The organism is Massilia terrae (genome assembly GCF_024753145.1).
GTDB lineage: Bacteria > Pseudomonadota > Gammaproteobacteria > Burkholderiales > Burkholderiaceae_D > Telluria > Telluria terrae.
On record NZ_JANUGU010000001.1, the window covers coordinates 432,830 to 457,457 of the forward strand.

General features: G+C 65.0%; 22 protein-coding genes. 12 read left to right on the forward strand and 10 right to left on the reverse strand.

Features of this window, described 5'->3' with window-relative positions:
- Position 1 precedes the first annotated feature (1 nt).
- The 4 genes from NX778_RS02050 to NX778_RS02065 form a co-directional block, all read right to left on the reverse strand.
- Positions 2–1,438 carry a YfcC family protein gene (locus tag NX778_RS02050; RefSeq protein ID WP_258810016.1) on the reverse strand — a complete coding sequence of 479 codons (1,437 nt, stop codon included), beginning with the start codon at positions 1,436–1,438 and terminating at the stop codon, positions 2–4.
- Between the two features lie 6 nt (positions 1,439–1,444).
- Positions 1,445–4,288, reverse strand: coding sequence for a TonB-dependent receptor (locus tag NX778_RS02055; RefSeq protein ID WP_258810017.1), 2,844 nt, complete (start codon positions 4,286–4,288; stop codon positions 1,445–1,447).
- Positions 4,289–4,480: 192 nt separating this feature from the next.
- A complete protein-coding gene (locus tag NX778_RS02060) occupies positions 4,481–5,050 on the reverse strand; it encodes an NADPH-dependent FMN reductase (RefSeq protein WP_258810018.1) in 570 nt (189 codons plus the stop codon).
- Between the two features lie 232 nt (positions 5,051–5,282).
- Entirely contained in the window at positions 5,283–5,873 is a 591-nt protein-coding gene (locus NX778_RS02065) for a LysE/ArgO family amino acid transporter (RefSeq protein WP_258810019.1), read from the reverse strand.
- A gap of 119 nt (positions 5,874–5,992) precedes the next feature.
- On the opposite strand from NX778_RS02065, the gene NX778_RS02070 reads away from it, so the two are divergent.
- Positions 5,993–6,886 (forward strand): LysR family transcriptional regulator ArgP, encoded by an 894-nt coding sequence (locus NX778_RS02070; RefSeq protein WP_258810020.1) that lies wholly within the window; start codon positions 5,993–5,995, stop codon positions 6,884–6,886.
- Between the two features lie 73 nt (positions 6,887–6,959).
- On the opposite strand, the gene NX778_RS02075 is transcribed toward NX778_RS02070, so the two are convergent.
- A complete protein-coding gene (locus tag NX778_RS02075) occupies positions 6,960–8,342 on the reverse strand; it encodes a sensor histidine kinase (RefSeq protein ID WP_258810021.1) in 1,383 nt (460 codons plus the stop codon).
- A 4-nt stretch (positions 8,343–8,346) separates the two neighbouring features.
- Positions 8,347–9,012 (reverse strand): response regulator, encoded by a 666-nt coding sequence (locus NX778_RS02080; RefSeq protein WP_258810022.1) that lies wholly within the window; start codon positions 9,010–9,012, stop codon positions 8,347–8,349.
- Between the two features lie 158 nt (positions 9,013–9,170).
- On the opposite strand from NX778_RS02080, the gene NX778_RS02085 reads away from it, so the two are divergent.
- The 11 genes from NX778_RS02085 to NX778_RS02140 all read left to right on the forward strand — a co-directional run bounded on the left by NX778_RS02085 (position 9,171) and on the right by NX778_RS02140 (position 22,408).
- Positions 9,171–10,298 carry a PepSY-associated TM helix domain-containing protein gene (locus tag NX778_RS02085; RefSeq protein ID WP_258810023.1) on the forward strand — a complete coding sequence of 376 codons (1,128 nt, stop codon included), beginning with the start codon at positions 9,171–9,173 and terminating at the stop codon, positions 10,296–10,298.
- A gap of 19 nt (positions 10,299–10,317) precedes the next feature.
- Positions 10,318–12,366: a PepSY domain-containing protein gene (locus NX778_RS24555; RefSeq protein WP_307727890.1), complete on the forward strand. Its 2,049-nt coding sequence runs from the start codon at positions 10,318–10,320 to the stop codon at positions 12,364–12,366.
- A gap of 177 nt (positions 12,367–12,543) precedes the next feature.
- Positions 12,544–14,604 carry a TonB-dependent siderophore receptor gene (locus tag NX778_RS02100; RefSeq protein ID WP_258810024.1) on the forward strand — a complete coding sequence of 687 codons (2,061 nt, stop codon included), beginning with the start codon at positions 12,544–12,546 and terminating at the stop codon, positions 14,602–14,604.
- Between the two features lie 12 nt (positions 14,605–14,616).
- Positions 14,617–15,705: an ABC transporter substrate-binding protein gene (locus tag NX778_RS02105; RefSeq protein WP_258810025.1), complete on the forward strand. Its 1,089-nt coding sequence runs from the start codon at positions 14,617–14,619 to the stop codon at positions 15,703–15,705.
- 150 nt (positions 15,706–15,855) lie between these two features.
- Positions 15,856–16,617 carry a hypothetical protein gene (locus NX778_RS02110; protein WP_258810026.1) on the forward strand — a complete coding sequence of 254 codons (762 nt, stop codon included), beginning with the start codon at positions 15,856–15,858 and terminating at the stop codon, positions 16,615–16,617.
- A gap of 24 nt (positions 16,618–16,641) precedes the next feature.
- Positions 16,642–17,703: a YncE family protein gene (locus NX778_RS02115; protein ID WP_258810027.1), complete on the forward strand. Its 1,062-nt coding sequence runs from the start codon at positions 16,642–16,644 to the stop codon at positions 17,701–17,703.
- 19 nt (positions 17,704–17,722) lie between these two features.
- On the forward strand, positions 17,723–19,093 hold the full coding sequence (locus NX778_RS02120) for a 2-hydroxycarboxylate transporter family protein (RefSeq protein WP_370661314.1): 1,371 nt from the start codon (positions 17,723–17,725) through the stop codon (positions 19,091–19,093).
- 19 nt (positions 19,094–19,112) lie between these two features.
- The gene (locus tag NX778_RS02125; RefSeq protein ID WP_258810028.1) at positions 19,113–20,141 is read left to right on the forward strand and encodes an ABC transporter substrate-binding protein; all 1,029 of its coding nucleotides are present in this window, start codon (positions 19,113–19,115) and stop codon (positions 20,139–20,141) included.
- A gap of 1 nt (position 20,142) precedes the next feature.
- Entirely contained in the window at positions 20,143–20,808 is a 666-nt protein-coding gene (locus NX778_RS02130; RefSeq protein WP_258810029.1) for a response regulator transcription factor, read from the forward strand.
- 101 nt (positions 20,809–20,909) lie between these two features.
- Complete coding sequence (locus NX778_RS02135; protein ID WP_258810030.1) at positions 20,910–21,803, forward strand: MlaD family protein; 894 nt, start codon at positions 20,910–20,912, stop codon at positions 21,801–21,803.
- A complete protein-coding gene (locus tag NX778_RS02140) occupies positions 21,800–22,408 on the forward strand; it encodes an ABC-type transport auxiliary lipoprotein family protein (protein WP_258810031.1) in 609 nt (202 codons plus the stop codon). Before NX778_RS02135 ends, NX778_RS02140 begins: the two co-directional genes overlap by 4 nt.
- On the opposite strand, the gene NX778_RS02145 is transcribed toward NX778_RS02140, so the two are convergent.
- From NX778_RS02145 to NX778_RS02160, 4 genes are all read right to left on the reverse strand, one after another.
- Positions 22,405–22,956, reverse strand: a complete 552-nt coding sequence (locus NX778_RS02145; RefSeq protein ID WP_258810032.1) for a cytochrome b — start codon at positions 22,954–22,956, stop codon at positions 22,405–22,407. The two genes, NX778_RS02140 and NX778_RS02145, sit on opposite strands and share 4 nt — an antisense overlap.
- Positions 22,957–23,014: 58 nt before the next feature.
- Positions 23,015–23,287, reverse strand: a complete 273-nt coding sequence (locus tag NX778_RS02150) for a hypothetical protein (RefSeq protein WP_258810033.1) — start codon at positions 23,285–23,287, stop codon at positions 23,015–23,017.
- 128 nt (positions 23,288–23,415) lie between these two features.
- Positions 23,416–24,255 (reverse strand): N-acyl homoserine lactonase family protein, encoded by an 840-nt coding sequence (locus NX778_RS02155; protein WP_258810034.1) that lies wholly within the window; start codon positions 24,253–24,255, stop codon positions 23,416–23,418.
- Positions 24,256–24,264: 9 nt separating this feature from the next.
- The gene (locus tag NX778_RS02160; protein ID WP_258810035.1) at positions 24,265–24,552 is read right to left on the reverse strand and encodes a hypothetical protein; all 288 of its coding nucleotides are present in this window, start codon (positions 24,550–24,552) and stop codon (positions 24,265–24,267) included.
- Between the last annotated feature and the right edge of the window lie 76 nt (positions 24,553–24,628).

Sequence of the window (24,628 nt, forward strand, 5' to 3'; positions counted from 1 at the left end):
CTCAATACCCGATCAGCACGGCAATCATCACCGCCGCGGCCGACAGCACCGTGAACAGGCAGAACAGTGGCAGCACGAAGCGGAACCAGGTGCTGTAGGGAATGTTGGCGGTCGCCAGGTAGGCCAGCAGCATGCCCGAAGTCGGCGCGAACATATTCACCAAGCCGTTGCCCAGCAAGAAAGCGAGCACCGTGGTCTGGCCGCTGACGCCGACGCTATGCGCGATCGGCGCCAGGATCGGGATGCTCAGGGCCGCCTTGGCCGAGGTCGACGGGATCAGCAGGGTCAGGAACATCTCGAACAGCATCACCAGCGGCGCCACGATGACCGGGGGCAGGGCGGCCACGTGGTGCGAGGCGAAGGCGATGATCGTGTCGAGGATCATGCCGTCGCGCAGCACCAGTTCGACGCCGCGCGCCATGCCGACCAGCAGCGCGGCCAGCATCATCGACTTCATGCCGTCCACGAAAGCGTGGGCGCCCTGGCGCGGCGTCATGCCGGCGGCGATGCCGACCAGCGCGGCGCTGACCACGAACAGCGAGGCGAACTGGGCGTCGCGCCAGCCAAATTCGGCCGAACCCAGCACCAGCAGCGCCACCGTCGCGCCGATCACCAGCAGCACGGCCAGATGGCGCTTCGACAGCGGCTGGTGGTCGCAGTGCACGGTCGTGTGCTGGTCCTGGCGGCCGACGCCCAGCACCACGGCGATCGCGATCGCGAGGAACACGGCCCAGATCGCCAACCGCAGGCCGGCGCCGCTGAAGGCCGGCGCGCCGACGATGGGCTGGGCGATCAGCAGCGCGACCGGGTTGGTGACCGAGGCCAGGTAGCCGACCTTGGCCGCCAGCGTCAGCATCGCGAAGCCGAACAGGCGGCTGCGGCCCATCCGTTCGGCCAGCGCGATGACGATGGGGATGATCAGCAGGTATTCCGAGATCAGGCCGAGGAAGGTGCTGCCCGCCGACACCGCCAGCATCACCACCGGCACCACGACGCCGGCGCGGCCGCCGGTCAGCGACAGCAGCCGCTCGATGCCGGCGTCCAGCGCGCCCGAGGTGCGCAGCACGCCGAACATGCCGCCCAGCAGCAGGATCATGAAGATCAGGCTGGACGACCTGGCCAGCCCTTCCGGTATCGCCGTCACCAGCGCCGCGGGCGAGACCGGGCGCGCGACCGTGGCGGGCGCGATTTTCGGCTCCTTGGCGCCTTCCTCGGATTTTTTCCCGGCTGGCGGCAGCAGGGCCGCCGCGTCCAGCGCCTTGGGCAGTTCGCGATAAGTGCCGGGGATCACCAGCGCGTTCTGCGAGCCGCCCTTGCGCTCGTACTGGCCGGACGGGATGGTCCAGGTCAGCGCGATCGCGACGGCGAGCGCCGCGAACATCATCATGACCGGGTCCAGCGCCCAGCGCTTGCTGCCGTGTTGCGTTGCGTGGCTCATCGGTGCTTAGAACTTGCTCGATACCTTGGCGTACATGTAGCGGCCGCGCACGTCGTAGGTATAGATGTCGAAGTTGATCGGATTGTTGGCGGCCGACAGCGGCGGCTGTTTGTCGAACAGGTTGTCGACGCCGAAGGCCAGGGTCACCTTGCCGCTCGGCAGGGTGTAGCCCAACTGCAGGTCATGATACGTGACGGCACTGACGGTGCCGCCATTGACGGCGTTACCCGGCAGGTCGGCGCTGTGGCCGATGTAGCGCGCCTTCCAGCTTGCGGTCCAGCTCGGGGCGAGGTAGCGCAGCGATGCCTGGCCCTTCAGGCGCGGGAAGGTCGAGCGCGGCTGGTCGGCCTTGCCGGCGCGGTCGTCGATCACCACCGAGCCGTCGGCCTGCGGCACATAGGAGCGGTAGCGTTCCAAGTAGGACAGGTCGAGCGCGGTATCGATCTTGCCGCCTGCCACCGGCACCACGTAGCGCGCGGTGGCGTCGATGCCGGCCACCTCGATGCGCGACAGGTTGACCACGGCCTGCGTCAGCTGCTGCACTTCGCCGGACGGCGCGCGCACCACGAGTTCGCAGAAATTGCCGGTAGTCGCGCAGGACTGCAGGATCTGGGTCGCGGTCTGCGCGGCGATCGCGTCCTTCACCTTGATCAGGAACTTGTCCGCGGTCAGGCTGAAACCTTTCAGCGACTCCGGCGTCCAGGCCAGGCCAAGGCTGTAGGTGTCGGCCGTTTCCGGCTTCAGGAAGCGGTTGCCGGCGGTGATGCCCCGGGTCAGGCCGCCGTTGTACTGGCTCTGGTTGTAGCTGGACGGAACGCCGGCGCAGCCCGGCAGGCCGGCGCCGCCGCCGTTGCACGGGTCGACGGTCGGGAAGTTGGTCTGTCGCTGGCCTTGGTACAGTTCCAGGATCGACGGAGCGCGGAAGCCTTGCGACCAGGTGCCGCGGGCCAGCAGCGATTTCACCGGGCGGTACAGGATGCCGAGCTTGCTGGTGGCCTTGCCGCCGACGGTGGAGTAGCGCGAATAGCGCACCGCGCCATCCAGCTCCAGCTTGTCGATGCCGGGCAGGCCGGCAAGGATCGGCGCGCTCAGTTCGGCATACGCTTCGTTCAGGCTGTAGCTGCCGCGCGTCACGTCGCGGCCCGATGCGGTGGTCGGCGACTGCGCCACGCCATTCACGAGCGGCAGCACGGACGAGGGTGCGCTGGCGAAGGAATCCGGCAGATCTTCGGCGCCTTCCTTGCGGTATTCGTAGCCGGTCGCCAGGCCCAGCGGGCCGCCCGGCAGCTCCATCAGGGTGCGGGTGGCGTTGAAGGCGAGGTCGGTCTGGGTGGTGCTGTTTTCGTCGTGGCCCTTGAAGCGGATGTAGTCGGCCATCGCCGGCGTGATGGTGCCGAAGATGTTCAGCGGCACGCAGCTGCCGGTGCAGTTCGCGCCCAATCCGCGATACACATTCTCCAGGTTGATCTGGTTGTAGGCGTCGAAGGTGGCCTTGGTCTTCGAATGCGACAGGGTGAAGTCCCAGTCCCAGTGGCCCCACAGCTCGGTGCTGCCATCGAGGCCGACCAGCAGGCGCGAGGTGGCGACGTGCTGGACGTTGTCGCGGTTGCCCACTTCCACCGGCACGCGCTGGATGCGGAAGGTCGAACCGGAGAAGCCCAGTGCGTTGGTGGCCGGCACGCCGTTGGCGGTGCCGAAGGGGTTGTAGGCCTGGTCGGCCGGGATGCTGAAGCCATTGCTGCCGCGAATGTCCAGCGAGAACGGTGCGAACAGCTGGCTGGACCGGCGCGTGGAATACATGGCCTCGACATGGGCGGCGACATCGTCGTTGATGCGGTAGCTCAGGCGGCCGAACAGGCCGTTGGTCTTGCTGGGGCCGGTCGCGTAGATGCCCTGGGTTTGCGTGTTGTAGTAGTCGTCCGGGAGCGCGGCGCGGTGGAAGCTGTCGTCCGCGCCGGCGCCGCTGCCGATCGTGGTCACGCCCGTGTTGCGGGTGATGGCGTTGGCGGCGTTGGAAGCGAAACCGGCCGGCGTACCGAAGTATTTGTTGTTCGACAGGCCGGGCAGCACGTACAGGCCTTGCGGGCTGGTCGGTGGCGCGGTCAGCGGCGCCAGCGCCGTGCGGGTGACGTCGCGGTCGGCGGTCAGGATGGGCCTGGTCTCGTTGAAGCTGGCCGACAGGAACACCGAGGCGGCGTCGAGCTTTTTGCCCCAGTTGATGAAACCGTTGTAATTGCGGTTGTCGCCGCGTGAGGTTTCGCCCACGCGCAGGTCGGTCTGGAAGCCGTCGAGGCGGCGTTTGGTGTGGATGTTGACCACGCCGGCAATCGCATCGGCGCCGTAGATGGCGGAGGCGCCGTCCTTCAGCACTTCGATATTGTCGATGATGCCCAGCGGGATCGAGTTGAGGTCGACGAAATCGCGGAAGCCGCGGCCGCCGGCGGCGCTGGGCCAGCGGTGGCCGTCGACCAGCACCAGCGTGCGGTTGCCGCTGCCTTCGGCGCTGCCGAGATAGCGCAGGTTGATCGAGCTGACGCCGAAGGAAGTGCCCTGGGTGCCGTTGGAGTTCAGGCTGACACCCGTGTTGGGCAGGCTCTGCAGCATGTCGCCGACGGAAGTGGGCGCGGCGAACTTGATGTCGTCGCTGGTCATCGTGATCATCGGGCCGACGGTGTCGGCGTCGCGGCGCGCGATGCGGGTGCCGGTCACCTTGATGACCTCGACCGGGGCGGCGGCCGGCGCCTGCGCGCGGTCCTGCGCCGGATCGGCCGCCTGCGCGCCCGCGTTTCCGGCCACCGTTACCCCCAGCACGGTTGCCGCACAAACTGACCAGTGACTTCTTGGTTTCATTGCGATGTCTCCACTGTTTTCTCACTCCGCCGGATTATTGTCCAGCACCAAGTTTGAAGAGTAGGGAGAAGTCGCTAAGCCATCAACCTTATGGCGAGATTCTATGAGGTTATGCGAATTTGGTATGGGGGCGGTTGAACGTCAGCGGATCACGGGTCCGCCGTCTTCACGATCAGGATGGAATCCCCTTCGTCAGGGGGCAAAGGCCTTTTCCACGCGAATGACGAAGGCGTGGTATTCGTTCATGTAATTGGTCAGGAACTTCTTGGTCGACTCGTTGGTCACCTCGCCGTCATCGGTGAACAGGCCGGGCGTGTAGTGGATATAGGCCTCGACGGTGTTCATCAGCGGCGAGTTGCAGAAGCACAGGACGCCGCGCAGGCTGGCCTGGGCAATGGCGGTGCCGATCGCGCCGGGCGAGGTGCCGATGATGCCGGACGGCTTGCCGGTGAAGGAATTCTTCCCGTACGGACGGCTGGCCCAGTCGATCGCATTCTTCAGGCCGCCGGGAATCGAGCGGTTGTATTCCGGCGTAACGAACAAGAGCGCATCCACGTCCGCGATCGCCTGCTTGAAGTCCTTGGCGACCTGTGGGAAGTCGGCGTCGTAGTCGTAGCTGTATAGCGGGAGGTCCTTGAACGGGATCTCCGTCAGGCTCAGGTCCGGCGGCGCCAGCTTGACCAGCGCGTGCGCCAGTTTTCGGTTGATCGACTCTTTCGCAAGACTGCCAACGAAGTAACCCACTTTGTACGTAGTAGCCATGTTGAACTCCCTTGTTGGATGCCGCCCGGACTAGCTCGGTGAATCCCGAGTATTCCACTGGGGTCGGGGACAGTCAACGACAGCACGATTCGGTCGAGTGTGTTACTGCATGAATCGATGTAGTAAAAAGCGTTTGGGGTCAGGTCGTCCAATGAATCAGAATTCCTGTACCGCAAACTTGATTCTTTGGACGACCTGACCCTGGATGGACGGTTGTGCTGGTGGTATCGCCTCAAACGCGCAGCAGCAAGGCGGCCAGTACCAGCATGGTCAAGCCGGTGAAGGCTTCGATCGAGCGCCACACCGCGGGCCGTCCGAGCACGGATGAGCAGCGGCGCGCCAGCAGGCCAAGGCCGGTGAACCACAGCAGCGAGGCCAGCATCGCCCCGGCCGCGAACGAGGGACGGTGGCTGGCGGCCAGGCTGCTGCCTACCGCGCCCAGCAGCACCACGGTGTCCATGTAGACATGGGGATTGAGCAGCGACATCGCCAGCACCGTGCCCAGCGCCTGGTGCGCGCCGCCGTTGGGCTGGCCGGACAGGTTCGGCGCATCGCCGCCGCGCCAGCTGCTGACCAGGCAGCGCAGGCCGTACCACAGCAGGAATAGGGCGCCGCCGTAGCGGCTCAAGGCCATGAGCAGCGGCGACGATTCGATCAGCGCGCCGAAGCCCGCCATCCCGAGTGCGATCAGGCTGACGTCGATCAGCACACAAGTGGCCACCGTCAGCGCCACGTGCCTGCCGCGGATGCCGGTGCGGATCACGTGCGCGTTTTGGGCGCCGATCGGCATGATCAGGCTGGCGCCCATTCCCAAACCCTGCATGAAAATCTGTTGCGAAAACATCGCCTTGCTCCCTTGGTTTTTTCGACAGGATGAAGGACAAGGTTCAGTTCATCAATTATATTAATGAAAATTAAAGTTAGGTAAGCAGGGCTAATGTTATGAAGATCGATCCGCGCCGCAGTGAAGCCTTCCTCGCCGCCGTCGACACGGGCAGCCTGGAGCAGGCCGCGCTCCAATTGCGCATCACCCCGTCGGCGGTGTCGCAGCGGATTTCGGCGCTGGAGCAGGAGATGGGTACGCCACTGCTGGTGCGCACGCGGCCTTGCCGCCCGACCGCGCCGGGCACGCGGCTGCTGCAGTTCCTGCGCCGCCGCGCGCTGCTTGAAGCGGAATTCGTGGCCGATACGGAGAACGATGCCGGGCCGGTGCGCGTCACGCTGGCGGTGAACAACGACACGCTGGCGACCTGGCTGCTGCCGGTGCTGGCGCCGGTGCTGATCGAGGAAAAGCTGCTGGTCGAATTTGTGCTCGACAACCAGGGCCACACCTTCGCGCTGCTGGAGCACGGCCAGGCCGTGGCTTGCATCTCGGGCGAGAACGAACCGATGCGGGGCTGCGCCGTGAGCGCGCTTGGCCTGATGCGCTATCTTCTCGTGGCCGCCCCGGCGTTCGCGCGGCGCTGGTTCCCAGACGGGATCAACCGCGAGGCGGCGCGCCATGCGCCGGTGATGGTCTTCGACCGCAAGGACACGCTGCAGACCAATTTCCTGCTGCAGCATTTCGGGCTGCCCGAGGGCGCCTATCCCTTCCACTACGTGCCGGCCAGCGATCCGTACGTGCAGGCGATCCGCCTCGGCCTGGGCTACGGGATGCTGCCGCTGGAGCAGTGCGCGGCGATGCTGGAATCCGGCGCGCTGGTCGACCTGACGCCGAAGCTGCATGTCGACGTGCCGCTGTACTGGCACGCGTGGCGCATCCAGCCGGCGCGGCTGGAGCGCATGGGCGCGGCGCTGGTGAAGGCGGCGCGCGAAGTGCTGCTGCAGCAGCCTTGACGCAAGATGTGCTCCGTCGTTCCCGCCTGCGCGGGACGTTCTATCTTACGGTGACGGCGGCAGTTTTGGGTGCTTAGGCCGCGACGCTCGCGGCGCTTGATGCCGCCGGAAGCTCGATCACCACCTGCAGGCCCTTGGCCGCGCCGCTGCGCGCGCGGATGCGCCCGCCGTGCAGCGTGACGATGCTGCGGCAGATCGCCAGTCCCAGCCCATTGCCGCGGTCATCGGCATCCGGCTGCTTGACGCGCACGAAGCGTTCGAAGATGCGTTCGTGCTCGTGGTCCGGCAGGCCGGGGCCTTCGTCCTCCATCACCAACGTCCAGGTGCCGTCCTCCAGCACCGAGCGCAGCGTGATGTGGGCGCCGGGCGGCGACACCTTGATCGCATTCGTGAGCACGTTCAGGAGCACCTGGCGCACGCGCTTGCGGTCGAAGCTGACACGGCCCTCGCCATCGTGGGTCTGGGCGAAACGCAGGCTGTGGTGCTCGCACAGCACCTGCGCGTCCTGCGCGAACCATTGCAGGAAGGCGGCCGGATTCGCTTCTTCGGACTGCAACGAAATCGCATTCGCCTCGGCGCGCGACAGGAACAGCAGCTCCTCGATGATCTGGTCGAGCCGCGCGATCTCCTCCAGCTGGACGATCAGCGCTTCCTCGTGCTGCGGCGAGACGCCTTCGCGCAGCATCTTCTCGGCGTGCAGGCGGATCAGCGACAGCGGCGTCTTCAGCTCGTGCGACGCCTCCGCCGAAAAACGCCGCACCTCGTTGAACGAGGCCTGCAGCCGGTCGAACATCTGGTTCAGCATGCGTGCCAGCGTCGACACTTCATCGTTCACCACCCCCACCGGAATCCGTTCGTCGAGATTGTCCGAGCCGATGCGGTTGGCGGTCTCGCTGATCAGGCGGATCGGCTTGAGCGCGGCGCGGCTCAGGACAATGCCGATGCCAAGGCTGGCGGCCACCATCGCCACCATCAGCGCGGCGCACATGCGCAGGTAGTCGCGCAGCTGCGCGCGCGCGCCCTGCATCGGCGTGGCGACCGTGATCACCAGCGGCGCCAGGCGGAACACGCCGGCCCGCAGTTCGCCCGCCTGCGGCAGCACGATGTTGTAGGCGTCGTGGCGCGGATTGGCCGGCAGCTGCACGTCGCCCAGGTTGGACGAGCGGAAGTCGGATTCGTTGCGCGTGTCTTCGATGGCGACGTAGAACAGGGCGTGGGCGCGCTCCACCGGCTTGCGCAGCCGGGTCTCCACGAAAGCCGGATCGTCTGGTTTGTAGTCGCGCATCAGGTGCGCGCGCAGCTCGCCGAATTCGGACGTATTGAGCTGGTCCAGGCCATGCACCAGCTGCGCTTCGAGGATGAAGTAGCCGGCCGCGAACAGGCAGAACAGGGTCGCGCTCGCGGCCGCGGCGTACCAGACGGCGAGGCGGGTGCTGATCGACTGGCGCCAGAGCATGGTGTCAGACCAGCTGGTAGCCGACGCCGCGCACCGTCTTGAACAGCGGCTTGCCCGGTTCGCAGTCGAGCTTCGCGCGCAGGCGGCTCATGTAGACGTCGAGCAGGTTGGTGTCGATGTCGTAGGCGGCGGCCCAGATCTTCTCGGCGATGAGGGTGCGCGGCAGGATGCGGCCGACGTTCTGCATGAAGATTTCGAGCAGCGCGAATTCGCGGCTGGTCAGGTCGACCGGCTGGCCGTTGAAGGTCACTGCGTGCGCGAGCAGGTCGAGGCGGATGCCGCGGTGCTCGAGCACGGTCTCCTTCGCGGTCGAATGGCGCCGCAGGAGCGAGCGGATGCGCGCCTGCAGTTCCTCAAGGCTGAAGGGCTTGGGCAGGTAATCGTCGGCGCCGATGTCCAGGCCGCGGATGCGGTCTTCCACGGTGTCGCGCGCGGACAGGATCAGCACCGGTTCGTTGAAGCCGCTGCGGCGCCACTCGCGCAGCAGGTCGAGGCCATCGCCGTCGGGCAGCCCGAGGTCAAGCACGATCGCGTCGTAGTGGGTGTCGCAGAGTGCGTCGCGCGCCTGGGCGCAGGAGTGGGCGAGGCCGACCGTGTACGAGTGCTCGACCATGCCCTGTTTGAGAAATTGGCCGAGACGGACTTCGTCTTCGACGATTAAGACTTTCATATCACTGGCTTTCAGGTTCGGTTCAGGTTCGCGCCGCACTATCGGCATCAAGCTGGCCCGACAACGGCGCAAGCATATACCGAATTTCGGGTTCTGCAAGAAAAAAATAGTGGACCGGCGGCGTGCGTACCGGCGGCCCGAACACATGGAGACAACGCATGAAACGCCACCTCTATCGCGGCATCCTGCCGCTGCATCGCTGGGCCGGACTGACGGTCGGCATCGTCATCTTGTGGATCGCCGTGACCGGCGCCACGCTCGCATTCCGGCCACAGCTCGAACCCATGGAAAGCCGCGACCTGTTGACCGTGCCGGCCTGCGACGGCCATGCCTCGATCGACCAGCTGGCGGCGAATGCGGCCGCACTGCACAGCGGTGGCACGCTCGACTACGTGCGCCTGCTGGCGCCGAAAGCGGAAGGCGGCCGCATCCCGTCCGCGATGGTGCGCTTCACCGACCAGACCTTCGTCTACCTCGACCCCTGCAGCGGCGAGGTGCTGGGCCAGCGCCACCGCTACGCCGGCCTGTTCGGCACGCTGGAACAGCTGCACCGCTTCCGTTTCATGGACAACGGCAGCATCGTCACCGGCACGTCGGTGCTGGCGTTCGTGGCACTGCTGGTCGCCGGCGGCATCTTCCTGTGGTGGCCGGCCAGCGCCGCCGGCTGGCGCGGCGCGCTCAAGCTCGACCCCGCGCTGCGCGGACGCGCCCGCAACATCAACCGCCACAAGGTGTTCGGCCTGGTCGCGATGCCCATTGTGCTGGTGAGCGCCTTGAGCGGCTTGCCGCAGGCGCTGGACTGGTACCGCCAGGGCATCTACACCATCACCGGCTCGCCGCCGCCGGCCAAGCTGCCCAAGTCGGCCAAGCCGGCCGAAGGCGCCGCGCGCCTGCCGATGGAAGCGCTGTGGCAGCGTGCGCAGTCGATCGTGCCGGAGCCGCAGGACGTGCTGATGCATATTCCGCACAAGCCGCGCGCGCCGGTCGACATGTACCTGATCGAGCGCGACGCGCCGCACCCGAACGCGCGCACCTACCTGAACTTCGACGCCTACACCGGCGAGGTGCTGAGCTACACGCCGTACGCCTCCAACAGCGCGGGGCACAAGCTGTATTTCTGGCTGCTGTCGCTGCACACCGGCCACGTGGGCGGCGTGGTGGCCCAGCTGCTGCTGATGCTTGGCGCGCTGTGCGTGCCGGTGCTGGCGTGGACCGGCATCGGCAGCTGGCTGGGACGGCGCCGGCAGATGGCGGCGGCGCGCGCGGCGCAAGCAATGACGGCCTGACCGCTAGAGTGGAGCAGCAATGAACAAAGTCCTTTCGCAATTCACGATGCTGCGGGTGCATCGCTGGACCGGGCTCACCGCGGGACTGGTGCTGATGATGCTGGCGGTGACCGGCGCGTCGATGCTGTTCCGGCCGCAGATCGAGCCACGGCTCGACCGCGACCTGCTGACCGTGCCGGCCTGCCTGGGCCGGGCGCCGATCGACGAACTGACGGCGGCGGCGCGCGCAGCCTACCCGAAGGGCAAGCTGGACTTCATCCGGCTGGAAAGCGCCGCGCCCACGACCGAACATGTACCGGCCGCGTACGTGCGATTCAAGGACAAGAACACGGTCTACCTGAACCCGTGCACCGCCCAGGTGCTGGGGCAGCGCAACCGCTACGCCGGCCTGTTCGGCAGCATCGAGGGCCTGCACCGGATGCGCTTCATCGAAGAGGGCGAGGAGGTGGCCGGCACCACGGCGCTGCTGACCGTGCTGGTGCTGCTCGGCGGCGGCTACTACCTGTGGTGGCCGTCCACCCGGCGCGGCATGCGCAGCGCGATGCGCTACGACTCCTCGCTGCGCGGCCCCGCCCGCACCCTGAGCCTGCACCGTACGGTCGGCCTGTACGTCGGGCTGGTGGTGATGGCCAGCGCGCTCACCGGCCTGCCGCAGGCGTTCAAGTGGTACAAGCAGGGGCTGTACGCGGTCACCGCTTCACCGAGGCCCGCCAAGCCGCCGAAATCGGCACCGGGCGACGCGCGCGCCACGCTGGAACAGGCCTGGCTGGTTGGCCAGCAGACCGTTCCCGGGGCCGTGGTTAGCCAGTTGCGCTATCCGGAAAAGGCCAAGGATGCGATCGAAATGTTCTTCATCGAGCGCGACGCGCCGCATCCGAACGCGCGGACCTACCTCTACCTGGATGCCGGCACGGCCGCGCCGCTGCGCTTCGAACCTTACGCGAAGAGCAGCACCGGCAACCGCCTCTACTTCTGGATGCTGTCCCTGCACAATGGCCTGATCGGCGGGCTGGCGGGCAAATGCGTGATGCTGTTTGGCCTGCTCGGCGTGCCGCTGCTCGGCTACACGGGCATCTCCAGCTTCCTGCGCCGCTCGCTGCGCCGCGCGCCGGCCGGCCGGCTGAGCGTGCGCGTCGCCGCGCGCACCGTCGAAGCGGACGACATCGTGCGCTTCGAGCTGGTGGCCGCCGACGGTGGCGTTCTTCCGCCATTCACGCCGGGCGCGCACATCGAGGTCTACCTGAAGCGCGGCCTGGTGCGCCGCTACTCGCTCTGCAACAACCCGTGTGAATTCCACCGCTACGTGATCGCCGTGCTGCGCGATCCCAAGTCGCGCGGCGGGTCGGAGTTGCTGCACACGCAGGTGCGCGAGGGCGACCTGCTGGAGATCAGCGCGCCACGCAACCACTTCCCGCTGGCCGAAACCACAGGCGAAACGCTGCTGCTTGCGGGCGGCATCGGCATCACGCCGCTGCTGTCGATGGCCGAACACCTGGCCGACCAGGGTGCGCGTTTCCGCCTGCATTACCGGGCCCGTTCACGCTCGGCGATGGCCTTTGCCGGCTACATCGAGTCGCGCTTCGCCGACAGCACCGCGCTGCACCTCAGCGACGGCGCTCCGGAGCAGCTGCTGGACCTGAACACGCTGCTGGTTGATCCGTCGCCCGCACGCCACCTGTACGTGTGCGGCCCCAAGGGCTTCATGGACGCGGTGCTGGAGACGGCTGCGCGCCTGGGCTGGGACAAGGCCAACCTGCACCGCGAATACTTTGCCGGCGAGGTGGTGGCCAGCAGCGCCGACCAGCCCTTCGAGGTGCGCGCGGCGCGCAGCAACAAGGTGATCACGATCGCCAGCGGCCAGTCGCTGCTGCAGGGACTGGCCAAGGCAGGGATCGACGTGCCGCGTTCGTGCGAGCAGGGCGTGTGCGGCACCTGCATGACCACCGTGCTGGAAGGCGAGCCCGATCACCGCGACCTGTACCTGAGCGACGAACAGCGCGCCAGCAAGCGCTGCATCCTGCCGTGCTGCTCGCGTTCGCGCACGCCGCTGCTGGTTCTGGATATCTGAACGCAAACCTGAACAGGATTTCAGGATCAATTCAGAAGCGGTTAATACAGCATTATTAGCATGACCATGTCGACTGGAGCTTTCGGCCAGGACGGCAAACAGACATAATTCTAACGAACAGGCATCCGGCCCAAATGCTCCAAAGAGCGGTGACCAGGGTGCCGAAGGAGACAGATTTTGGAATTCCAGCGTGCCCGCATCCCGGCAGCGCTTTGCGCAGCCTTTGGCCTGGCCAGTGTCCTGGCCACCCCTTCCACCTTTGCGCAGGCCGCCACCGACGAAGCGCCAAAGGCCGTCACCGTCGACACCCAGTCGATGATGACGAAGAACGTCGTGAGCCGCGCCGCGATGGACGCGATGGACACCCAGGACGGCTACGCCGACGCGATCAAGAACGTGGCCGGTGTCTCCAGCAGCAACGCCAAGGGCAGCGCCAACGACGCGGTGCGCATCCGCGGCATCCAGCTGAACCTGTTCACCGACTATCGCCTCAACGGCGGCCTCCCGATCACCGGCGTGATGTCGTTCCCGACCGAAGACAAGGAGCGGATCGAGGCGCTGAAGGGCGCGAACGCGCTGATGTTCGGTATCGCCAGCCCGGCCGGCATCATCGACCTGGTGACCAAGCGCGCCGGCGCCCGTGACGTCACCAGCGCTTCGCTGTCGGGCAACGCATTCGGCCAGGCCAACGTCGGCGCCGACATCGGCCGCCGTTTCGGCGACAACAAGCAGTTCGGCATCCGCGTCAACGTCTCGCGCGCCCATCTCGAAAATGGCATCGAGGACGCCTCCGGCACCGGCAGTTTTGCGAGCGCCGCGCTGGACTGGCGCGTGAACCGCGCGCTGACCCTGTTGCTGGACGTGGAAAACTACCGCAAGGACGTGGTGGAGCAGGCCAGCGTGAGCCTGTCGCCGGTTGACCCGAAGACCGGAAAGATTCCGGTGCCGCGTGTGCCGGATCCACGTAATCTGCTGTCGGGCACCTGGGACGTCTACCATCCGCGCACCACCAACGAGCAGCTGCGCGCGCTCTACACCATCGCCCCGGGCTGGCGCGCCACCTTCGAGGTGTCGCGTTCGGATTCGGACCGCACCCGCATCCAGGACCGCATCGACATCGGTACCAATCTCGATTCGGGCATTGGCAACAACAACGTCACTTACATCGCCAACAAGTACGTGACCAAATTCAGCCGCGCCGAGGTGGCCGGCCACTTCGACACCTTCGGGCTGGACAACGAGCTGACCATGGGCGTGTCGCGCACCGACCGCCTGACCCGCACCTCGACCAATCCGAACGTGCAGCCGGCCGGCCAGAAACAGAACATCTATGCGCCAATGGTGCTGGCGGCGCCGATCCTGCCGGCCGGGCCGCTGGTGTTCGCCGATTCCACCAGCCTGAATACCGGCGTGTACGTCTATGACACCGTGCACGTGGACGACAAGTGGAAGCTGCTGCTCGGCCTGCGCCAGACCCGTTTCGACTTCCGCAACGCCAAGGGCGTCACGGCGGGCACCACGTCCTCGCCCGCGTTCGGCGTGCTGTACGACGTGACCAAGGCCACCACCATCTACACCAGCTACATGAAGGGCCTGGAGGAGGGCGCAGTGGCGCCCACCAACAAGCAGACCCTGAACGCAGGCGAGATCCTGCCGCCGGCAGTGGCCACCCAGTCGGAGTTCGGCATCCGCACTGCCTACTTCAAGGGCATCAACGCGAGCCTGGCCTACTTCGACATCAAACGCCCGAACGCGATCACCGAGCCGTCGACCGGCATCTTCGCCAACGTCGGCATCAACCGCTTCAAGGGCGTCGAGACCACCATCAACGCCGAACTGACGCGCCAGCTCAGCCTCGATGTATCCGGCCAGCTGATGAATTCCGTGCAGGTGTCCGACACCGACATCAACGGCAAGCGGCCGGAGAACACGCCGCATTTGGTGGTCAGCACCGGCCTGAATTACAAGGTGCAGGCAGTGCCGGGACTGCGCCTGCGCGCCGGCGCCTCGTACGTGGGCGAGCGCAACATCAACCCGCAGAACCAGGGGATGATCCCGTCGGTGCTGCTGTACTCGGCCGGCATCGGCTACTCCACCAAGATCGCCGGGCACGGCCTGTCGCTGCAGCTGAACGTCGACAACCTGGCCAACCGCCGCTACTGGAACGCGGTCGCCACCGGCACCTACGGCGCAGGCATGGACCGCAGCTACAAGTTCAGCGCGAAGATCGATTACTAAAGGAAGACAGACATGGCACTGAAATTGATCGCGGCCGCACTGGCCCTGGCATGCGCCACCGCCCATGCGGCCCCGCCGCGCGGCTACCCGGCCGACTACCAGCACATCGTCGACGCCGCGCGCACCGAGGGCAAGCTGGTGGTGAAGAGCGTGTTGAGTAACAAGGCGGCGGCCCCGCTGGTGCAGGACTTCATGCGCATGTACCCGGGCATCGAGGTCGATTACGACGGCGAGCTGGGTTCCAACGAGATGGATGCCTGGGTCCGCGAGCACGATGGCAAGGCGGAGGGCGCGGACGTGGTGTGGAGTTCGTCGATGGACCTGCAGATGGAGCTGGTCAAGGAAGGCTACGCGCAGGCCTGGCATTCGCCGCAGGCCGACAAGGTGCCGGCGTGGGCCAATTATCGCGACCTCGCGTACGGCACCACCTTCGAGCCGGTGGCGATTGTCTACAACAAGGACCTGGTGCAGGGCGACCAGGTGCCGCGCGACCACGCCAGCTTTGCCCGCGTCATTCGCGACCCGCGCTTCAAGGGCAAGGTGACGGCCTTCGATATCGAGAAGAGCGGGGTCGGCTTCATGTTCGCGGCGCAGGACCTCCAGCACTACAAGGAGATGCCGGCGCTGTTGCGCAGCATGGGTGCGGCGGCTTACCAGCCCTCGCCGGGCACCGGCAACATGCTCACCAAGATCAACTCGGGCGAATACCTGATCGGCTACAACGTGATGGGTGCGTATGCGATGAGCCGTTCGCAGGCCGACCTGCCGCACCTTGGCGTGGTGCTGCCGAAGGACTTCACGATGGTGCTGACGCGCGTCACCTTCATCGCCGCCCATGCGCGCCATCCGAATGCGGCGCGCTTGTGGACGGACTTCCTGCTGTCCGCCCACGGCCAGAAGGTGCTGGGCGACGCGGTCAAGCTTGCGCCGATCCGCGCCGATGTCGATGCCGAGGTGTCGCAGGCCAGGCTGCTGCGCGAGATTAATGGCCATGTGCGGCCGATCGCGGTGAATCTCGACCTGACCGGGCCGATCCAGCCGCAGCGCCATGAAGAATTGCTCCACTCCTGGAAGCAGGCCGTGGCCGAAGGCGGGAACTGAGCCGCCCGCCATAGGTACACGTTTAAACCGCGCCGAGGCGCGGTTTTTTTTCGTCCCCGCGCCGAACATGAACGAACTTTCAGGGAAGGTTCAGGTTGATTCAAGGATGGCGCTTTACGCTGCATGCATCAATAAACAAAAGGAGACACCATGCAGTTGCAGTTTCGCGCCGCGCGCGCGCTGTCGCCGTTGATGCTGGCGGTGGCAGCGATGCTGGCCATGCCCTCGGCCTACGCCTACCGCCCCTTCGACGGCACCGATGCCGCCGTCGCCGAGAAGGGCATGTTCGAGCTAGAACTGGGCGGCGGCTACCTGCGCCAGACCGGCGGCCGGATGCGCACGCTCCCCGGCGCCGTATTCAACTTCGGCATCATCGACGATACCGAACTGGTGATCGAGGGCCGCCTGAACACCGCCATCGACCGCACCGACGCACCGTACCGCACCGGCCTGAACGACACCCAGGTCTCGATCAAGCACGTGCTGCGCCACGGCAGCCTGCAGGACGGAGGCAGCGGCATCAGCGTCGCCGTGGAGTGCGCGGCGCTGCTGCCTGGCTATCACGGTGAACAGGGCAGCGGCGGCAGCTGCGCAGCCATCGCATCGCAGCGCTTCAATTGGGGAACGGTGCACGTGAACGTGGCCAGCGAGCGCGATCGCGCCCACCACTGGGGCCAGTTCCACGGCGTGATCCTCGAAGGTCCGGAGGACTGGAAGGTACGCCCGGTGCTGGAGCTGACGCACGAGCATACCGCCGGAGAGCCGCGTTCGCGCGGGGCGCTTGTCGGCGCTATCTGGAATGTCGGCGAGGAGCTCGCGCTCGACGCCGGCGTGCGCCGCGTGCGCAGCGACGGCGCCCGCATCACCGAGGCGCGCTTCGGCCTCACCTGGGGCTTCAAGATGGGCCGCTAAATCAAATAAACAAAGGAGACATTGATGAACAAAATTCACCGCACCCTGATCGCCGCCGCCGCGCTGCTGGCCTGCTGCGCCGCCGGCGCCGCCGAACAGCAGGGTTACCACCTGGAGAAGGTGGTCACCATCAAGAGCAGCGACACCGGCTGGGACTACAACGTACTGGACGCCAAGCGCGGCCACCTGTTCATCGCCCACCGCGCCGATGGCCTTCATGTGTACGACACCCGCGCGGGCAAGATGATCAAGACGCTCGACAGGAGCGAGGGCACCAACACCTCGGCGCTCGCGCCCGAGTTTGATCTCGGCATCGCCGGCACCACCGAGGGCGACGTCATTCTGTTCCACCCTTCGACGCTAAAGACCATCAGCCGTGCCAAGAGCAGCACCGACGGCTTCGACGGCGCCACCTACGACGCCGTGACCCAGCGCTTCGCAATGGTCGGTGAGGCCGACGAGCATGCCGGCACCACGCCGGTGCTGTTCTTCGACGGCCGCACCGGCAAGGAGATCGGCAGCGTGGTCCTGAAGAGCATCAAGGTGGACGCACCGCGTCCGGACGGAAAGGGCAACATCTTCCTGCCGCTGCGCGACCGCGCGCTGGTGTCGCGCATCGACGCACGCGCGCTGAAGGAAACCGGCAGCTTCGCGCTGGGCGAGTGCAAGCAGCCATCTTCGCTGGACCTGGACCTGACCCACCAGCGCGTGTTCGTCGGCTGCCGAGGCAAGGGCGCTGCCGGCCCGCAGCTCGCGGTGCTGGATGCGCAGGACGGCCGCCAGATCGCGAGCCTGCCGATCGGCCGAGGTGTCGACGAGGTGATGTATGACGCGAAGAAGGCTGCCATCCTCACCGCCAACGGCCAGGACGCCACCATGACCGTGATCGCGCAGGCAAGCGCCGACCAGTACCGCGTCGCGCAGACCATCGGCACCCGCCCGATGGCGCGCACCGGCGTGCTGGACGAGGCGACTGGCAAGGTCTTCCTGGTCAACGCCCAATACGTCGAGACCTACGGCGACGATGGAAAGGGCACCACGCGCTTCCTGCCCAATACCTTCAGCGTGCTGACCTTCTCGCGCTGATCCTGCCACAACAACGATGATGGAGACCGAAGTGAAACCTCTTGACCTGCCTTCCGCCGCAATGGCGGCGACGCCGGCGGCCGATGCCGCGCCGGCCTGGCGCGCCGCCTGGTGGCGCCTGATGGATACCCGCGTCGGCGTGCTGCCGCTGCCGATTTATGTCCTGCTGCTCGCGCTGATCGGCGGCTTCGTCGCCCTGGGCAAGGTGCCCACCGATATCTCGGTATCGATGGCGATCCTGTGCGTGGGCGGCTTCACCTGTGCCGAAATCGGCAAGCGCCTGCCCGTGCTGCGCCACATCGGCGCCGCAGCCATCTTCGCCACCTTCGTGCCCTCGCTGCTGGTGTACCTGCATGCGATCCCGCCGGTCCTGCTGGATAACGTGGTCAAGTTCACCAAGGTCACCAACTTCCTCTACCTGTTCATCGCGTCGATCATCGTCGGCAGCATCTTCAGCATGGACCGCACGGTGCTGGTGAAGGGCTTCCTGAAGATATTCGTACCGCTCGCGGCGGGCACCGTGATCGCGGCGATTGTCGGCACCGCGGTCGGCACCGGCCTCGGGCTGGGCTGGAAGCACACCCTGTTCTTCATCGTCGTGCCGATCATGGCGGGCGGCGTGGGCGAGGGTGCGATCCCGCTGTCGGTCGGCTACGCGTCCATCCTCGGCCTGGCCCAGGGCGACCTGTTCGCGGAAGTACTGCCGCCGGTGATGCTGGGCAGCCTGAGCGCGATCCTGATGTCCGGTACTCTCAATTTCGTCGGCAAGCGTTATCCCCACCTGACCGGCGAGGGCCGCCTGCAGCCGGGCGTGGAAGAGGAGCTGCCGACGGCCAGCCTGCAGCCGGCTGCCGCGGTCGAAGACGTCGGTGGCGTGGCTGCTGCGGGCATCACCGCAATCACGCTGTACATGGTGGGCCTGATGTGCTTCCGTCTGTTCGACTTCCCGGCGCCGGTCGCGATGCTGTTCATCGCCGTGATGTTCAAGCTCTGGCGCGTCGTGTCGCCGCAGCTGCAGCAGGGCTCGCACGTGGTCTATAAATTTTTCTCGACGGCTGTCACGTACCCGCTGCTGTTCGCCATCGGCGCGGCGATGACGCCGTGGGAGAAACTGATCGCCTCGTTCACCGTAGCGAACCTGATCACCATCGTGGCCACCGTGGCCACGCTGATGGCGACCGGCTTCGTGGTCGGGCGCCGCATGGGCATGTACCCGATCGAGACCGCTATCGTCAACGCCTGCCACAGTGGCCAGGGCGGAACCGGCGACGTGGCCATCCTGACCGCGGCCAACCGCATGCAGATGATGCCGTTCGCGCAGATCGCCACCCGTATCGGCGGCGCCATCGTGGTGACGCTCGCGCTGTTCTTCATCTCCCGCATCGGCTGATCAAACCGAAAGGACTTCAATGAAGCGAATTGTTTTCATGGCCGCGCTGGCGGCCGCGTTCTGCACCACGGCGAGCGCCGAGCCGAAGCTCGCCCCGGCGACCACGCCGGTCGAGGTGTCGAATCGCGTGGTGCTGCTGGTCGACGAGATCCGCGCGATCCGCAATTTCCCGGTGCTGGTGGCCGAGCGGCTGGGCTACCTGCGCGAAGGCGCGATGGCGGTCACGGTGGTCAATACCCGCAACGAGATGTGGCACGGCGACCAGCTGCGCGACGGCCGCATCGACGCCGTGCTGGCCTACTACCACCACAACATCGCCAACCAGGCGCAGGGCTTCAAGAGCGAGGCCATCGTCACGCTCGGCCTGACGCCCGGCATGCAGGTGCTGGTGTCGAACCGCGCCAAGGAGCGCTTGCACACACCGGCCGACCTGAAGGGCGCGCGGATCATCTCGGGCGGCGCCGGCTCGTCCAAGACGACCGTCGCCAACAGCCTGGTGCTGGCGGGCGGCCTGAAGCTGAGCGACTACGTCCGCCTCGGCACCGACGGCAAGGAGAAGAACGCCGCCGCGCTGGCTGACGGCAGCGCCGACCTGGTGGTGGCGCCTGTCCCGGACGGCGACTACTACCTGGAGCGCGGCGTGGCCAGCGTGTTCGCGGACCTGACCACGGTCGCCGGCACCCGGGCGGCGCTGGGGACCACCTTCCCGAGCAGTACCGTGTACATGGCCAGCGACCGCATCAAGGCCCATCCGGAGATCGCGCGGCTGCTGGCGCGCGCCTTCGTGCGCACGCTCCGCTACATCAATACTCACACGCCGGAGGAGATCGCGGCGCTGATCCCCGCCGACGTAAAGGGCAAGGACGAAGCGGCCTACCTCAAGGTGCTGCGCGAGCAGATCGGCATGTTCGCCAGCGATGGCCGCATGCCGGAGGACGCCGCACGGCAGGAGTGGCGCGTATTGTCCGCGTTCGAGCCGGAGTACGCCAAGGTGAAGGTCGAGGATACCTTCACCAACCGCTTCGTGGACGAAGCCAGGGGCCAGTAAGGTGCTGACGGCCGTCCAGCCGCAGGGCCGCTCCGCCGCGATCGTGCCGGCGCGGCGGCCCTTGCTTCATCTGGTCTACCTTGGCGCAATCGACCTGCGCATATGCCTGCTGGTCTCGTCCGGCGGCTTCGACATGCGGCCGGTGTCGAAGGTCGATGCCTTCCTCGCGGGCCGGGGCGGGCAGGGCGCGGTGGTGCTGGTCGATGCCGGCCATGCGCATGACTATGCTGTGCGGCTGGTGAGCCGGCTCGTCGTCGCTTGCCCCGGCGCCCGCGTGGTGCTGGTCAGCGAAAAGGGATCGGTTGGATTTTTCCGCGAGGGATTCCGGGCCGGCGCCATCGATGTGCTGGACAAATCCTTCGATGATGCGCGGATTCGCGAGGCGCTCGCGCAGATCGCCGTCAGCTCGGCGCCGCAATATCCCCAATGTGGCCTGCGCCAGGCGCGCGAGGGACGCTTCGCACGCTTGACCCAGCGCGAAAAGGAGGTCTTCGATTGCCTGCTCGCCGGGCACACCAACCGCGAGACAGGCGAACTGCTCGGCCTGTCGCCGCGCACGGTCGAACTGCACCGCGCCCGCGTGCACGACAAGCTCCAGGTGCGCAATGTCGCCCAGATGGCGCGCGAATACGGCTTCCTTTATCGGCTTGCAGGCGACCCGGTTTAGCTTGCCTCCAAAAAAGTTTCCACGCCCGGTCGAGAACCATCATTCCGCGACAGGGAATTAACGGATAAGAGTGTCCGTGTGGCAGGCTTGGAGGCATTGCGATGAAAATCGATACCAACACGCAGGCGAAATTCGCGTTCGCGGCATTCCTGCTGCTTGCCCTTGTCGCCTCGGCTTTCTGGTATCTCGTTTCCGTTGGCAACTACCTGATTTATCAGATATCGACTGAGGAATCGGTGTCCGGCCTGATTGTCGACGCGCCGGTGGAATTCCACGGCGTCGATGTGGGGAAGGTGAAAAGCGTCAAGCTGCTCAATCCGCACACCGTACGTATCCTGTTGAGTATCGATAAGACTGCGCCGATCACTTCCGCCAGCGTCGCGACGCTTACCTCGCGCGGCCTCGCGTCGCGCGGTTTTACCGGCTATGTCTACATTGCGATCGAAGATGCCGGCATGAGTTCGGGTCCTTTGACCAGGCGGCCGGGCGAGGCTTACCCGACAATACCGACCGCTCCGTCGAAATCGATGACGCTCGATACGACCTTGAACCAGGCGACGGCGAATGTGCAAGCATTGACAGACCTGCTGCAATCGACGCTCGACAAGAAGACCGTTGTGGCGCTGAAGCAGTCGGCGGAAAGCCTGCAGCAGGTGACCAAGGTTCTGGCGGCGAATTCCAAAAGGATGAATACGATCGTCGCCAATACCGAAAGCGCGAGTCGTCGTCTTGCGCCTCTGCTGGACTCAAGCCACGACTCGGTGACAACGCTCCAGACGCAGATTCTGCCTCAAGCTCGTTCCGTCCTGGATTCGAGCCACGATACGGTGAGAGCGCTGCAGACGCAAATCCTGCCGGAAGCTCACAAAGCGCTGACCGATCTGGACGATTTGTCCGGTTCCACGACTGCCGTGACGAACCAGATCAATCGAAATCCGTCGATCCTGATTCGCGGCACGGCGCCGCCGGCGCCGGGGCCAGGGGAAAGAAAATGACAGCCAATATCGCCAGGACGGTTTTGGTCGCATTCTATGTGGCGCCGTTTGTCGGCTGCACCGCGCTCTCGCCGGTGGATGTAAGCACTCAGAAATATGTGCTGAATCGTGTCCCTGTTGACCTGCCTATCGAACAGACTCACGCAACGTCTTTGTTTGTGCTGGCCCCTGAGTCCGACCGTGTCTATGGCACGACGCAAATGGCCTATACGACCCAAGCGTATCAAATTGCGTATTTCAGCCAAAACGAATGGGCGGAAACTCCTTCGAAGATGATGCTGCCGTTGATAGTCGCGACGATGTCGAACACCCACTATTTCAGCGAGGTGTTTGCGGCGCCCGATTTCGGCCGTCACACGTTCGCGCTGCGCACTGAAATCCTGGAGCTTAAGCAGGACTTCACGGCACAGCCGCCGATGCTGAAGTTGACGATGCGCTTCTATTTGAGTCGCGAGGCGACGAACGAGATCATCGCGAGCAAGGAGGTATCCATGCGCGAAACGATGGGGGAAAAGAACCCCTATGCCGGCGTCGTGGCGGCCAACGAGGCGACGGAAAAAGCATTGCGTGAACTTGCCGCCTTCGTGGTCGAGAAAGCGCGCTAAGGCAGCATTTTGCGCACGGTGTCGTCCTTGAAGAGGAAATGATGCCGCAGCGCCGCGCCCACGTGAACAAAGATGAGCAGGATCAGCCCGTAGGCGAACCATTTGTGGATGCCGATCAGCCTCTGGAACAGATACTCATCATGAGGAAGGAAATCGGGCAGCAGGAACAGGCCAAAGAACGATACCGGAATGCCGGCCGCGGACGACATCAGCCAACCAGACACCGGCAATGCGAACATCAAGGCGTAAAAGCAGAGATGAACAAATCGCGCGGCGACTTTCTGCCAATCGGGCAGGTGTGCAACCAGTTGTGGCAGGATCTGCGTGATACGCCAGGCCAGGCGGACTGCAAACAAGAGGAGCACTAACAGGCCAAATTCTTTGTGGAGGAGGATCAGCGTGATTTTCTTCGTGTCGAAACCGACATCGGGAAGCCTGACCATATACAGTCCCAATGCCACGAGTCCGATCATGAGGAAAGCCATCAGCCAGTGGAGCAGGATCGCGACCGATCCATAACGGTCTTCGGTGTTCCGGATTGGTGCCATCGCTTGGGTCTCCGGGGAGGAGATTGAAAGTCTCGCGCTGGCTGATGGGGCGCGGCTATCAGAAAGTCGAGCAGTTAAAGAAGCCGCGATGGCCGAAGCAGGTCGTTGTCGTCGGTGCAGTCCGCCAGCGCTCGATGGCGTTCTTGGTATCCATCTTGAGGATGCAATCGCGCCACTGCTCGGTGTCTGCCTGATAGCCCAGCTTTTGGCATGCAGGTCCGTAGACCGCGATCATTTCGTCCACCTCGCGTTGCTGTTCCGCTGCGCGGTCCGCCTGGGTTGCGCAGCCGCCCAGCAGCAGGGCCAGCGTGAGTGCCATTGAAGTACGCATGATAATTCCCCTTCTCGGTAACCCGCGCACCTACGGGCGGCGCGACGGCGAACAGCGACTGTTCAACCGTTTATTCCCGTGCGGTGGTGCAAGGTTCAAGGGAAGGGTGGCGCTGGTGCTCGCCAGGATCACTTGTAATACTCGGGTGCCAATTTCAGCGTGTCGCGCTGTGCCTTGTCGTGATTGATCCAGAGCTGAGCCTTTTCCTTCGCTAGCACATCGGCGATGCGCTGCATTGAAGCCAGTGTTTGGTCCTTGTCGAAATTAATGGAAGGTACGCGGCGATTGTTCCAATTGCTCTTGAAGTGGGCCGCATCGCCTGACAGCACGATTGCACCGGTTTTCGGCAGCTTGACCAGCAAGGACTGATGGCCGGGCGTGTGACCGGGTGTCGAAAGGATGGTGACGCTGCCATCGCCGAAGACATCCTTGTCGCCTTCAAGCTTGGTGACTGGATGCGCGGGATTGAAGCGTGGTGCATTGTTGGCGCCGGGCCAATCGTATTCGGCTTTCTGCACCAGCAGCATCGACTGTGGGAACATCTCGACATTTCCGATGTGGTCCGGGTGGCTGTGCGAGATCGCGACGTATTTGATGTCCGCTGGCTTGACACCAAGTGCTTCCAATTGGTTTGCCAGCGTTTTCGGCCGGCGCCAGTGGATCGCCCTTGGATCAGCCGGAGCCTCGCCGTCGGGTAGCGCGGCGATGGAGTCCTTCACGCCGGTATCCCACAGCATCCAGTCCTGGTCATGCTTGATCAGGTAACAGTTGTCGGCGAATGCCATGGATTGGCCCACGTTCACACCCGGCGACCAGCGCGAGATATCGCCCGCTACACCTTCGCCGCAATTGAGAATGTAGAGGCGTGCGACGCTGTTATTCTGATGTGCAGGCAAGCCACTGCACCCGGCGATAATGGCAAGCGAGGCGATGACGAGTTTGGCGGCGATGAACGGAGATTTCAGCATGGCAGAGATTCACGGCAGCAGATTGTGAACCTCGAACGCCGTTTCCTGTGGTGGCGCGGTAAACCCGCCGTTGATACCATGCGACATTTTCGGTATTAGGATTCCTTCGCGAAACTGTTCCCAACTTTCCTTGGAATCGTGGATTGCTACTATGATCCAACCGCCGGCCGTTGGGCCAGCCGCATGGTAGATTTGGCCCTTCGGCAGCTTTTCTCTGCTTGGATGCACGGCCGCAATTGTCGCTTCGTATTGTTCCTGCGTACCACCAGGAAAGAAATGTGTAATACCGTAAGCCATCATAGTTCTCCTGTCGGGTTGATGGGACCTTGCCAAAGCCTTTGAAGCTTAGCTTGCATAATGAGAACGTCAAGCA

Excerpts from the sequence above, each read along its gene's own strand:
- NX778_RS02105 (WP_258810025.1), top strand. The coding sequence starts at position 14,617 with ATGGCACTGAAATTGATCGCGGCCGCACTGGCCCTGGCATGCGCCACC.
- NX778_RS02085 (WP_258810023.1), top strand. The coding sequence starts at position 9,171 with ATGAAACGCCACCTCTATCGCGGCATCCTGCCGCTGCATCGCTGGGCC.
- NX778_RS02150 (WP_258810033.1), bottom strand. The coding sequence starts at position 23,287 with ATGCGTACTTCAATGGCACTCACGCTGGCCCTGCTGCTGGGCGGCTGC.
- NX778_RS02110 (WP_258810026.1), top strand. The coding sequence starts at position 15,856 with ATGCAGTTGCAGTTTCGCGCCGCGCGCGCGCTGTCGCCGTTGATGCTG.
- NX778_RS02125 (WP_258810028.1), top strand. The coding sequence starts at position 19,113 with ATGAAGCGAATTGTTTTCATGGCCGCGCTGGCGGCCGCGTTCTGCACC.
- NX778_RS02140 (WP_258810031.1), top strand. The coding sequence starts at position 21,800 with ATGACAGCCAATATCGCCAGGACGGTTTTGGTCGCATTCTATGTGGCG.
- NX778_RS02145 (WP_258810032.1), bottom strand. The coding sequence starts at position 22,956 with ATGGCACCAATCCGGAACACCGAAGACCGTTATGGATCGGTCGCGATC.
- NX778_RS02070 (WP_258810020.1), top strand. The coding sequence starts at position 5,993 with ATGAAGATCGATCCGCGCCGCAGTGAAGCCTTCCTCGCCGCCGTCGAC.
- NX778_RS02080 (WP_258810022.1), bottom strand. The coding sequence starts at position 9,012 with ATGAAAGTCTTAATCGTCGAAGACGAAGTCCGTCTCGGCCAATTTCTC.
- NX778_RS02120 (WP_370661314.1), top strand. The coding sequence starts at position 17,723 with ATGGAGACCGAAGTGAAACCTCTTGACCTGCCTTCCGCCGCAATGGCG.
- NX778_RS02055 (WP_258810017.1), bottom strand. The coding sequence starts at position 4,288 with ATGAAACCAAGAAGTCACTGGTCAGTTTGTGCGGCAACCGTGCTGGGG.
- NX778_RS02135 (WP_258810030.1), top strand. The coding sequence starts at position 20,910 with ATGAAAATCGATACCAACACGCAGGCGAAATTCGCGTTCGCGGCATTC.
- NX778_RS02160 (WP_258810035.1), bottom strand. The coding sequence starts at position 24,552 with ATGGCTTACGGTATTACACATTTCTTTCCTGGTGGTACGCAGGAACAA.
- NX778_RS02065 (WP_258810019.1), bottom strand. The coding sequence starts at position 5,873 with ATGCAGGGTTTGGGAATGGGCGCCAGCCTGATCATGCCGATCGGCGCC.
- NX778_RS02050 (WP_258810016.1), bottom strand. The coding sequence starts at position 1,438 with ATGAGCCACGCAACGCAACACGGCAGCAAGCGCTGGGCGCTGGACCCG.
- NX778_RS02115 (WP_258810027.1), top strand. The coding sequence starts at position 16,642 with ATGAACAAAATTCACCGCACCCTGATCGCCGCCGCCGCGCTGCTGGCC.
- NX778_RS24555 (WP_307727890.1), top strand. The coding sequence starts at position 10,318 with ATGAACAAAGTCCTTTCGCAATTCACGATGCTGCGGGTGCATCGCTGG.
- NX778_RS02075 (WP_258810021.1), bottom strand. The coding sequence starts at position 8,342 with ATGCTCTGGCGCCAGTCGATCAGCACCCGCCTCGCCGTCTGGTACGCC.
- NX778_RS02060 (WP_258810018.1), bottom strand. The coding sequence starts at position 5,050 with ATGGCTACTACGTACAAAGTGGGTTACTTCGTTGGCAGTCTTGCGAAA.
- NX778_RS02155 (WP_258810034.1), bottom strand. The coding sequence starts at position 24,255 with ATGCTGAAATCTCCGTTCATCGCCGCCAAACTCGTCATCGCCTCGCTT.